The 11,341-nt window shown below is 69.6% G+C and carries 9 protein-coding genes; 4 read left to right on the top strand and 5 right to left on the bottom strand.

Going from position 1 to position 11,341, the window contains the following annotated elements; translation table 11 throughout:
- The first annotated feature begins 47 nt into the window (after window positions 1–47).
- Window positions 48–1,478, top strand: a complete 1,431-nt coding sequence (tldD, locus tag P7A99_RS22325; protein ID WP_277795934.1) for a metalloprotease TldD — start codon at window positions 48–50, stop codon at window positions 1,476–1,478.
- Window positions 1,479–1,780: 302 nt separating this feature from the next.
- Window positions 1,781–3,805 carry a TonB-dependent receptor plug domain-containing protein gene (locus tag P7A99_RS22330; RefSeq protein WP_277795935.1) on the top strand — a complete coding sequence of 675 codons (2,025 nt, stop codon included), beginning with the start codon at window positions 1,781–1,783 and terminating at the stop codon, window positions 3,803–3,805.
- A gap of 122 nt (window positions 3,806–3,927) precedes the next feature.
- Here the strand turns inward: P7A99_RS22330 and P7A99_RS22335 are convergent, their stop codons facing one another.
- From P7A99_RS22335 to P7A99_RS22350, 4 genes are all read right to left on the bottom strand, one after another.
- On the bottom strand, window positions 3,928–6,504 hold the full coding sequence (locus tag P7A99_RS22335; protein WP_277795936.1) for an HWE histidine kinase domain-containing protein: 2,577 nt from the start codon (window positions 6,502–6,504) through the stop codon (window positions 3,928–3,930).
- Window positions 6,505–6,599: 95 nt separating this feature from the next.
- Window positions 6,600–7,331, bottom strand: a complete 732-nt coding sequence (locus P7A99_RS22340) for a DUF4908 domain-containing protein (protein WP_277795937.1) — start codon at window positions 7,329–7,331, stop codon at window positions 6,600–6,602.
- Between the two features lie 334 nt (window positions 7,332–7,665).
- Window positions 7,666–8,388 (bottom strand): beta-ketoacyl-ACP reductase, encoded by a 723-nt coding sequence (locus P7A99_RS22345; protein ID WP_277795938.1) that lies wholly within the window; start codon window positions 8,386–8,388, stop codon window positions 7,666–7,668.
- A gap of 96 nt (window positions 8,389–8,484) precedes the next feature.
- Window positions 8,485–9,660 (bottom strand): acetyl-CoA C-acetyltransferase, encoded by a 1,176-nt coding sequence (locus tag P7A99_RS22350; RefSeq protein ID WP_277795939.1) that lies wholly within the window; start codon window positions 9,658–9,660, stop codon window positions 8,485–8,487.
- A gap of 219 nt (window positions 9,661–9,879) precedes the next feature.
- Here P7A99_RS22350 and phaR point away from each other — a divergent pair, with 219 nt between their 5' ends.
- Together phaR and P7A99_RS22360 are read left to right on the top strand one after the other, a co-directional pair.
- Entirely contained in the window at window positions 9,880–10,578 is a 699-nt protein-coding gene (phaR, locus tag P7A99_RS22355) for a polyhydroxyalkanoate synthesis repressor PhaR (RefSeq protein WP_277795940.1), read from the top strand.
- A 59-nt stretch (window positions 10,579–10,637) separates the two neighbouring features.
- The gene (locus P7A99_RS22360; protein WP_277795941.1) at window positions 10,638–10,973 is read left to right on the top strand and encodes a hypothetical protein; all 336 of its coding nucleotides are present in this window, start codon (window positions 10,638–10,640) and stop codon (window positions 10,971–10,973) included.
- Here P7A99_RS22360 and P7A99_RS22365 read toward each other — a convergent pair.
- The gene (locus P7A99_RS22365) at window positions 10,954–11,283 is read right to left on the bottom strand and encodes a DNA-binding protein (RefSeq protein WP_277795942.1); all 330 of its coding nucleotides are present in this window, start codon (window positions 11,281–11,283) and stop codon (window positions 10,954–10,956) included. The two genes, P7A99_RS22360 and P7A99_RS22365, sit on opposite strands and share 20 nt — an antisense overlap.
- Window positions 11,284–11,341 lie beyond the last annotated feature (58 nt).

Raw genomic sequence — 11,341 nt, forward strand, 5'->3', positions numbered from 1 at the left:
GGGCGGAGGGAGATGACGCGGAGCCTGCAAGCGCCTACCTTACAGGAATGACCGCTCCCCTCTCCGCCCCCTCCCTGCTGGACGCCGCCGGCGTCGACCCGCAACGCGCCCGCGCCATCCTCGGCGAGGCCCTGGCCGGAGCCGACGACGGCGAGCTGTTTCTCGAGCGGTCCGAGAGCGAGGCCTTCGTCTTCGACGACGGCCGGCTGAAGACCGCCTCCTACGATTCCGGCGAGGGTTTCGGCCTGCGCGTGGTGGCCGGCGAGACGGCCGGCTACGCCCACGCCTCGGAGATCTCCGAGGCCGCCATCGGCCGGGCCGCCGGCTCGGCCAGCCTGGCCAAGCGCGGCTATGCCGGGATTTCGGCCGAGGGCCCGCGCTCGACCAACGAAAAGCTCTATGGCGAGGACGACCCGGTCTCCTCGCCCGCCTTCTCCGACAAGGTGTCCCTGCTTCAGGAAATCGACGCCTTCGCCCGCCAGCGCGACCCGCGCGTGGTGCAGGTGCTGGCCAGCCTGGCCGGCGAGCGCCGCGTCGTCGAGATCCTGCGCGCCGACGGCAAGCTGATCCGCGACGTGCGCCCGCTGGTGCGCCTCAACGTCCAGGTCACCGTCGAGAAGGACGGCAAGCGCGAGGCCGGCTCGTCCGGCGCCGGCGGCCGCGCCGGCTTCTCGGCCTGGATCAGCCCCGACAAGTGGCAGGGCCAGGTCGACGAGGCCCTGCGCATGGCGCTCGTGAATCTCGACGCCGTCGCCTGCCCGGCCGGCGAGATGGACGTGGTGCTGGGCCCGGGCTGGAACGGCGTGCTGCTGCACGAGGCCGTCGGCCACGGCCTGGAAGGCGACTTCAACCGCAAGGGCATCAGCGCCTTCTCGGGGCGGATCGGCGAGCGGGTGGCCGCCAAGGGCGTCACCGTCTTCGACGACGGCTCGATCCCCGGCCGCCGCGGCTCGCTGACCATCGACGACGAGGGCACGCCGACCGAGCGCACCATCCTGATCGAGGACGGCATCCTGGTCGGCTACATGCACGACCGCATGTCGGCCCGGCTGATGGGCATGGCCGCCACCGGCAACGGCCGCCGCCAGTCCTACGCCCACATGCCGATGCCGCGCATGACCAACACCGGCATGCTGGCCGGCAATGACGATCCGGCCGAGATGATCGCCTTGATGAAGAAGGGCCTCTACTGCGCCAATTTCGGCGGCGGCCAGGTCGACATCACCAATGGCAAGTTCGTCTTCCAATGCACCGAGGCCTATCTGGTCGAGGACGGCAAAATCACCGCCCCGGTCAAGGGCGCCACCCTGATCGGCGACGGCCCCAGCGCCCTGACCCGCGTGACCATGATCGGCAACGATTTCGACTTCGATCCCGGCATCGGCGTCTGCGGCAAGGCCGGCCAGGGCGTGCCCGTGGGCGTGGGCCAGCCGTCCTTGAAGATCACCGGCCTGACGGTGGGCGGCACGAATATCTGATCGTGATCCCTCTCCCCTTGCGGGAGAGGGTGGCCTCCCGGAGGGAGGTCGGGTGAGGGGTCGAAAACCCTTTCCACCTCGACTTGCGGCGCGACCGGGCGCGGCTGTCAGGATCTGAGAGACCCCTCATCCGTCGGCTTCGCCGACACCTTCTCCCGCAAGGGGAGAAGGGGAAAACTGGACGCTTGCGTCCATTGATGTCCATTATTTAATCCACATTTCAAGCTTGTAACTTCCCCTCCCGCGCGCCTAAGGCCCAGTTTGCCGCTACGGAACTGGCGGGGGCCAGGGGACGGAAAGACATGCAGTTCGGATCGCTTTTCGCGGCCCTGGCGGCCGCAACGCCCGAGGCCGCGGCCCAGGCTCCCGTCGTCGCCGCGGCGACGGAAGGCGTCACCCGCTATCCCGCCGCCTTCTTCGCCGAGCGCCAGCCGCTGTCGGCCTACGACATGGTCGTGCGCGTGCCCGGCTTCACCTTCGACGGCGGCGACAGCGTGCGCGGCTTCGGCGGCGCGGCCGGCAACGTGCTGATCGGCGGCCAGCGCCCGGCCACCAAGAGCGAGTCCCTTGAGGACGCCCTGCGCCGCATCCAGGCCGGCCAGGTCGACCGCGTCGAGATCATCGTCGGCGGCGCGCCGGGCGTCGACATGCAGGGCAAGAATGTCGTGGCCAACGTCGTGCTGCGCGCCGACGCCAAGGGCTCGACCCTGCTGGCCGTGGCCAGCTCGTTCCAGCAGGACGGCCGCACCACCCCGGCCATGCGCTTCGAGGGCTCGCGCCAGTACGGCGTCAACGCCTTCGACTGGTCGCTGCTGGGCTTCCGCTATGTCGACGACGGCGCCGGCGAGGGCCCCAGGGTGGTGCGCCGGGCCGACGGCAGCGTCACCCCTTCGTGGCTCGACGAGACCGGCGGCGGTCACGGCCTGACCGCCAAGGCCAACCTCAAGCGCCCGCTGCTGGGCGGCCGGCTGTCGGTCAACACCGTCTACGAGCAGGAAACCTACGGCTGGAGCCTGGACGACATTCCCCCGGGCGGCGGCGATCACCTGAAGGTCGTCGACGCCGACGACCGCGAGGAAGGCGAGATCGGCCTGGGCTGGGAAAAGGCCCTGACCGCCAGGTCACGCGTCGAGCTGACCGGCCTGGTGCGTCGCAAGCACGTCGACTACGCCAGCATCTTCACCGAGGCCGGCGAGGCGGGACGCTTCACCTCGGCCCGCGACAGCGGCGAGACCATCGGCCGGGGCGTGCTGCGCCACACGCTGAACCCCGTCCTGTCGTTCGAGGGCGGCGGCGAGATCGCGGTGAACTTCCTCGAGAGCCAGGTCGGCTACGTCGTCAACGGCGCGCCCCAGGTGCTGCCGGCCGCCAATGTGCGGGTCGAGGAAAAGCGCGGCGAGGCCTTCGGCGTCGCCACCTGGCGGGCCCGCCCCGACCTGACGCTGGAAGGCGCCCTGCGGCTGGAGCGCTCGACCATTTCGCAGACCGGCGACACCAATCTGGAAAAGTCGTTCACCTTCCCCAAGCCGCGCCTGTCGGCGACCTGGTCGCCCAGCGCCCACGACCAGTTCCGCGGCCGCATCGAGCGCGAGGTCGGCCAGCTGGACTTCACCGACTTCGTCTCGTCGACCACTTTCTCGACCGGCCGCGACACCGCCGGCGGGGCCGAGCTGTCGCCCGAGCACGCCTGGGTGTTCGAGGCCGCCTGGGAGCGCAAGTTCGGCAAGGACGGCGCCCTGGTGCTGACCGCCCGCCACAAGGAGATCAGCGACGTCGCCGACCGCATCCTGGTGGTCGACCAGGCCGGCAATGCCTACGACGCCCCCGGCAATATCGGCGACGCCACCAGCGACGAACTGGAGGTGTCGATGAACCTGCCGCTGGAGCGCTTCGTGCCCGGCGGCCTGCTGCGCGGCAAGGGAACCTGGACCCGGTCGGAGGTCGTCGATCCGATCACCCGCCGCAAGCGCCGGATCAGCGACCAGGAGCCCTTCGAGGGCGAGCTGCGGTTCTCGCAGGACCTGCCCAAGCGCAAGCTGCAATGGGGCGTGGAGCTGTTCTCGGGCGAGACCGAGACGGCCTACGCCTTCAACGAGGTCAGCCGTTTCGAGATCGAGCCGTGGCTTTTGGCCTATGCCGAGGTCAAGCCGCGCCAGGGGCTGTCGCTGCGGGTCGAGGCCCAGAACCTCACCGGCCGCGGCCTCAACCGCCAGCGCGAGGTGTTCGAGGGCCGCGAGCGCGCCTCGGGCGACTTCGCCTATCTCGACGATCGCCGCGTCGACTTCGACCCGTTCATCTATTTCCGCCTGCGCCAGACCTGGGGCTGAGCCGGACCGTCACAACCAGGCCGCCGCCCGCCCCCATCGGTCCCCAACCCAGCGGGCAGAAGCGGCCAACTCGCAAGGACCCCGGTTCGCCTTTGCCGGGGTCCTTTTTCTTTGGGCCGGGATCAGCCCTCGCCCGGCCCCACACCCAGGGCGTCCATGGCCCGGGCCAGGTTTTCCAGCGTGTAGGGCTTTTGCACCACCAGCCGGCCGCGATGGTTCTGCGGCAGGTTGGCCTGCTCGCCATAGCCGGTGGCGAACAGGAACGGCGTCTTCAGCTCGGCCAGGCGGTCGGCGATGGGATAGCTGTTGCGGTCGCCCAGGTTGATGTCCAGCACCGCCACGGTCGGGCGATGGGCCTCGATGCTGTCGAGCGCCCCCTGCACCGTCGCCGCCGTCGTCACGCCGCGCGCGCCCAGGCGGTTGGCGATGTCCTCGGCGTCCAGGGCGATGATCAGGCTGTCTTCCACCAGCAGCACGTCCTGGCCTTCGAGGATCCTCGACGGCGGGGGATGGGCGTGGCCCGGCGCGGGTCGCGGATACTTGATCGGCTGTGGACCGCCGCCCGGGCGCGGTTCGGAAAGGTGCCGCGCCGGAATGCCGAACACCGCGTGGAAGCCGCGCGGATCGTAGTCGATCTTCACCGACCCGCCGAGGTCGTAAGGCACCGACCGTTCGATGATCGTCGTGCCGAACCCCTTGCGGGTGGGCGGCTTCACCGGTGGACCGCCGGCCTCGCGCCACTCCACGGCCAGATCGCCGCCCGCCTTGCGGTGCCAGCCGATGGTCACCCGGCCGCCCTCGGCCGACAGCGCGCCGTACTTGTTGGAGTTGGTGACCAGCTCGTGGAACACCAGCGCCAGGGTCGAGTAGGCCTGAGGGTTCAGCGACACCGGCTCGCCCTGCACGGCGATGCGGTCGCGCTCGTCGACGAAGGCGGCGGCCTCGGCGTCGATCAGGGCCTGCAGGGGCGCGGGCCCCCAGTGGTCGTCGGTGATCTGGTTGTGGGCGCGGGCCAGGGCGTGGATGCGCCCGTCGACCACCTTGACGAACTCGGCGATGTCGCCGCCGGCCGGCAGCGACTGGCGGATCAGCCCGCGGATCAAACCCAGGATGTTGCGCACCCGGTGGTTCAGCTCGGCGATCAGCAGCTCCTGGCGAGCGCTGGCCTGCTGGCGCTCGGCCGAGGCCTCGTCGGCCAGGCGCAGCACCACCTCGATCAGCGTGGCGCGCAGGGTCTCGGCGACGCGGACCTCCGAGCCGCTGAAGGGCTGGGAATGGCCTTCGACCAGCTCCTTCCACTCGGCGAAGCTGGCGCGCGGCGTCAGACGCGGACCGTTGGGTCCGTACTCCACCGGCTTGTGCGGATCCCCCGCCCAGCGCACCGAGTGGATCAGCTCCTTGCGGAACAGCACCACGTAGTCGCGCGGCGAGCGCGAGATCGGGATCGCCAGAAGGCCGGCCGCATTCGAGGCGAAACCGTGGGCGTCGTCGACCAGCGAACCGATGCAGTCGGTGGCGAACACCTTGCCCGCCGCCGTGCCGTTCAGCGCCCGGACGATACGGCGGAAGTCGGCCAGCGGCGGGACCGTGCCCGAGAAGGCGTGGTTGCCGCTCAGCCATACGCCCACGCCGTCGGCGGGGATAGCGTTGGTCAGGATGTCGCCCAGCCAGTCGGGGTCCTTCAGCAGGGTCTCGTCCGAGGCCACCGCGCCCAGCAGCTGGTCGGAGATGTCGCGCGCCCGGCGCTCGTACTCGACCGTCTCCTTGCGCTCGCGGCTCTCCAGCCGCATCGAGAACATCTGGGCGAACAGCTCGCTGACCGAGCGACGCTCGAAGGTGGGGCAACGGGGCGAATAGTGGTGGCAGGCGAACAGCCCCCACAGCTTGCCCTCGACGATGATCGAGATCGACAGGGACGCCTGCACGCCCATGTTCTTCAGATACTCGATGTGGATCGGCGAGACCGAGCGCAGCACCGACAGCGACAGGTCCAGCGGCTGGCCGTTCTGGTCGCGCTGCGGGACGATCGGCACCGGGGCGGCGTTGACGTCGGTGATCACCCGCAGAAGGTTGCGGCGATAGAGCTCGCGGGCCTGGACCGGAATGTCCGAGGCCGGATAGCGCAGGCCCATGAACGAGCCGATGCCCGATCGCACCGCCTCGGCCACCACCTCGCCCGAACCGTCGGCGGCGAAGCGGTAGACCATCACCCGGTCGAATTCGATCAGGGCCCGCACCTGGCGGGATCCCTCGCGATAGAAGGCCGCGAAGTCGGACGCACCGTCCAGGCGGGCGATCATCGAGCGCACCATGCCCGTGGCGTCGCCGTGCTCGCCCGAGGCCGGCTCGGCCTCGATGACGATCTGGCCGCCGGAGAAATGCAGGGCGACGTCGAACCTGGGCCGGCCTTCCATCAGTTCCAGGTCGAAGATGCGCTCCACCGCGTCGACACCCCGCAGCAGGGCCGAGCGGTTGCGCAGGTCGTGCACCGCCTTGGGCGCGAACAGTTCGAACAAAGGCTTGCCGAACAGGTCGGCGGGCTCCAGGCCCAGGAACCGGCCGACATTGGCCGAGGCGCGCGCCACCAGCCAGTCGGCGGTCAGGGCGATCAGGAAGCCGATCGGCTGGATCGCCCCCAGGATGTGGATCGGTTCGCGATCGCAATTGGTGAGATCGACGGGGGCGTTGTCGGTCGTCAAGGCAGGCTCCGAAAACGGGAAAAGCGCCTCGAGGAGCTTGGCCGTATGCGTCAAGCTGCTTGAACGTGGACGAACGAGCGAGGTTCCGACCGCCCCTACTTGTCCACCACCTTGATGATGCGGTCCGACGAAGGCCGGCCGGCCAGGCCCTTGCCGGGGGCGTAGGTGACGATCAGGGCGTCGTCCTTGATCGCCGCCCCGGGCTTGCGGCCCTCGGCCAGCAGCACGCGGGCGATGCGGCCCAGCAGGCTGCGGTCGCCGTTGCGGGCCATGCGCTCGAAGGCCTCGGCGGTGACGTTGGCGCTTTCGGCGACCAGCACCGAGGTCTCGGGCCGCGCGTCCTGCACGGTCTCGAAGCTCACCGTGTGGCGAGCCGCGCGGCTGGCCCGATCGGCCGCCTGGGCCATGCGCAGGAAGAGCGCGCTGGGCTTGATGAAGGCCGGCGGCTGGAGGGTCTGGCCCCGGCCCATCAGGGCGGCGGCGGCGCCGGCCGGGCGGTCGGGCGTGAACAGGGTCATGCCGCCCAGCTTGGTGGCGCGCAGAACCGGCTCGCCCAGCTCGTTCTTGTAGATCACGTCGCCGCGCGGACCGGCGTGGGGCGACAGCACCCACACCTCGCTGCTGTTCTCGAACTTCAGGAGGGTGGTCGAACTGGCCCGGTCCAGCACGAAGGCGCCGCCCCCGTCGGAGACGTAGCGGGCCACCGGCGGCGGCGGCGCCTTGCGGGCCTCGGCGGTGGCGCGATCGCCGAACAGGGCGTCGCGAAGGCTGTGCTTGGACTGCGCCAGGGCGGGCGTGGCGATGGTCAGGCCTGCCAGGGCGAGCATCAGCGTTGCCGCGCAGCCTCCCGGCCCCATCCTTTCCACCGTCGGTCGTATCATGCGAACGGTGATGGTCCCCGACTGGGGCGAATCTTGGACGTGGAGGCGCCGCTTCCTGGCAAGCGCTGCCGTGCGACTTTTCTGCAACGCTTCCCTTCGGCGCGCGGCCCCCGCCACCCGCTCCCCTCAGAGCCCGCCCGTCCGGTTGCCCGAAACGGACGAGCAGCTCGTCCCAAACAGGAAGATCGCGGCCATCGCCGCGAACTCCCGGTCGGCGCGATTGACGCCAACCGGGACTGTCAGGTCAAGACACAAGACCCTGGCGAGGGTCTGTGCGGTCCTAGGCCAGGTACTGGCCGCCGTTCAGCGACAGGGTGGCGCCGGTGACGAAACCGGCCCGCTCGCCGGCCAGGAACGAGACCATGTCGGCGATCTCCTCGCCCTTGCCCAGGCGGCCGACGGGGATGCCGCCGATGATGCCGGCCAGCACCGTTTCCGGCACCGCCGCCACCATCTCGGTGTCGATGTAGCCGGGGCAGATCACGTTGACGGTGACGCCCTTCTTGGCGTTCTCCAGGGCCAGGGCCTTGGTGAAACCGATCAGGCCGGCCTTGGCGGCCGAGTAGTTGGTCTGGCCGACCTGGCCCTTCTGGCCGTTGATCGAGCTGATGTTGATGATCCGGCCCCAGCCGCGCTCGCGCATGCCCTCGATCACCGGACGGGTCATGTTGAAGGCCGAGTCCATGTTGACCCGGATCACTTCCGACCACTGCTCGTAGCTCATCTTGTGCAGGAAGCCGTCGCGCGTGATGCCCGCGTTATTGACCAGCACATCGACCGGCCCGAGCTCGGCGGTGACCTTGGCCACCGCGGCCTGGCAGTCCTCGAAGGAGCCGACATTGCCCTTCACCACCATCACGCCAAGCTCCTTGGCGCAGGCCTCGGCGGCCGCCTCGTTGCCGGAATAACCGGCCGCCACCTTGAGACCGTCGGCCACCAGCCGCTCGCAGATCGCCCGGCCGATGCCCCGGGTGCCGCCGGTCACGAACGCAACTCTAGCCATACAGTAGTCTCCCGCTTCCGCTACGTCATGGTTGCACGTGGTCGCGTCCGGAGCGCAAGCCCCGGACGCAGTTTGTCACGAAGACTTCTTCTGGGCTCAGACGGCCTCGACGCAGAGGGCCACGCCCATGCCGCCGCCGACGCACAGCGTCGCCAGGCCCTTCTGGCCGCCCGAGCGCTTCAGCTCGTGCACCAGGGTGGTCAGGATCCGCGCGCCCGAGGCGCCGATCGGGTGGCCGATGGCGATGGCGCCGCCATTGACGTTGACCTTGGCCGGGTCGAGACCGAGCTCGCGCACCACCGAGATCGACTGGGCGGCGAAGGCCTCGTTGCTCTCGATCAGGTCGAGGTCGGCGACGGTCCAGCCGGCCTTTTCCAGCGCCTTCTTGGTGGCCGGGATCGGGCCGGTGCCCATGATCTCGGGCTCGACGCCGGCATTGGCCCACGAGACGATCCTGGCCAGCGGCTTGAGGCCGCGCTTGTCGGCTTCCTCGGCGCTCATCAGCACCAGGGCCGCGGCGCCGTCATTGAGGCCCGAGGCGTTGGCGGCGGTCACCGAGCCGTCCTTGGCGAAGGCCGGCTTCAGGCCCGAGATGCTTTCCAGCGTCACGCCGTGACGGATGTACTCGTCCTGGTCGACGACGGTGTCGCCCTTGCGGCCCTTGATGGTCACCCCGACGATCTCATCGGCGAACTTGCCGGCCTTCTGGGCGGCCTCGGCCTTGTTCTGGCTGGCGACGGCGAACTTGTCCTGGTCCTCGCGGGTGATCTGCCAGCGGTTGGCGATGTTCTCGGCCGTCTGGCCCATGTGGTAGCCGTGGAAGGCGTCCCACAGGCCGTCCTTGATCATGGTGTCGACGAAGCCCAGGTCGCCCATCTTCTGGCCGGTGCGCAGGGCCTGGGCGTGCGGAGCCTGGCTCATGCTTTCCTGGCCGCCGACCACCACGATGCTGGCGTCGCCCGACAGGATCTGCTGGGCGCCCAGGGCCACCGCGCGCAGGCCCGAGCCGCACAGCTGGTTGAGGCTCCAGGCCGGGCTCTCGACCGGGATGCCGGCCTTGACCGAGGCTTGGCGAGCCGGCCCCTGGCCGGCGCCGGCCTGCAGAACCTGGCCCAGGATCACTTCGTCGACGTCGGCCGGCGTGATCCCGGCCCGCTCGACGGCGGCGGCGATCGCGGTCTTGCCCAGTTCCGCGGCCGGCAGGCTCGAAAGCGCGCCGAGGAAGGACCCGACCGGCGTACGAGCGGCGGAGACGATGACGATATCGGTCATTGGCTTTGATTTCCCGTGACTGTTCCGTGACGCCTTCGCAGTTGCGGCGCCACACTTTTGCAGTGCAACAGCACCATGCCCAAACGAACGGCGTTCGTCACGAATACATTTTCATGTCATCATCTGGCGTCCAAGTCCTCGCGGGACTGGCGCCCTGGCTTTGCATTAGCGATAGTGCGATGCGAAAAGGCGGGCGACACCGCTGTCCCAGGGAACGAAATGTCCGAGAACCCCGAAAAAGGCGAAGCCGCCCCTGGCGCTGAGAAAGTGTCCGCCGACAAGGTTTCCGCCGAGAAGGCTTCGGGTCAGCGCGTCGTCATCAAGAAGTACGCCAACCGCCGGCTCTACAACACCGCGTCCAGTTCCTACGTCACCCTCGAGCACCTGTCGGACATGGTGAAGGAAGGCGTCGACTTCGTGGTCTATGACGCCAAGACCAACGACGACATCACCCGCTCGGTCCTCACCCAGATCATCTTCGAAGAGGAAAACCGCGGCGGCGGCCAGAACCTGCTGCCCATCCAGTTCCTGCGCCAGCTGATCGGCTTCTACGGCAACTCGATGCAGGCCTTCCTGCCCAGCTACCTGGAAATGTCGCTGGAAAGCTTCGCCAAGCAGCAGGAGCGCATGCGCCAGCAGTTCACCGGCGCCCCGGGTCTGGCCGGCAAGGCCGCCGCGCCCGGCATGGCCATCTACGAGGAACAGATCCGCCAGAACATGGCGCTGTTCGACCGGGCCATGAAGATGTTCTCGCCCTTCGCCTACAGCCGCCCCGAAGACGCCGCCGCCGAGGCGCCCGCCGCCCCGCCGCCGCCCGCGCCGGCTCCGGCCGCGCCCAGCGAGGACGGCCTGGCCGACCTCAAGCGCCAGCTCGAGGCCATGCAGGAACAGATCGCCAAGCTGGCGACCAAGTCCTAATTTCCATCAACCATGACGGCGCATTCGTTCTTAACGGAGGCGCCGCTAGCGTGCCGACCATGACCGGTCCTATCGACCCCATCCGACGCGCGGCGAACGCGCGCCGGGCGCTGGCCGCGCCCAAGGACTCCGACCGCCACGAGGCGGACGGCGAAGAGGTCGTGTTCGTCCGCGACGAGGAAGAGGCCCCGGCCGATCCGCCGCCGCAGCCGCGCCCGCGCGGCCCGTTCGCGGCCTTCGCCGCCCAGGTCATGGGCCAGCCGGGCCAGAAGCGCGGCCTGCGCGGTGGGCAGGAAGTGCTCGACGCGGCGCGTTCGACCTATCTCGGCACGGAATATTCCGGCACGGCCGACCGCCGTCCCAAGGCGGGCCTGATCAAGAAGACCGAGATCTAGCGGCCAGCAGGCCGGCGAGTTGGGCCTCCAGCGCCGCCACCCTGGCTTCCAGATCCGCGATCCGCCGCGCGGCCGGATCCACCGGCGCCGCATGCGCGCCCACCCCGGCCCGCTGGGCGGCTTCTTCCCGGGAAACCCCGACCATCTCGGCAAAAACCGCCAGTTCGGCGGGTGCGATCTCGCGCTGGTCCTTGAAGACCAGCTCCAGATCGGCCGCGCTGAGACCCGCCGCCGCGGCCAGGGCCAGGCGGTCCAGGCCCCGCTGCGCCAGCCGCGCGTCGTACCAGTCGTGATCGAAGAACAGCGCCATCCGGGATTTCTAGCGCCCTGCGCCGACTTGGCGCCAGTCTTGCTAGGTCGAGACCCGA

The sequence above is a fragment of the Caulobacter endophyticus genome (genome assembly GCF_029543245.1).
Taxonomy (GTDB): Bacteria; Pseudomonadota; Alphaproteobacteria; order Caulobacterales; family Caulobacteraceae; genus Caulobacter; species Caulobacter endophyticus_A.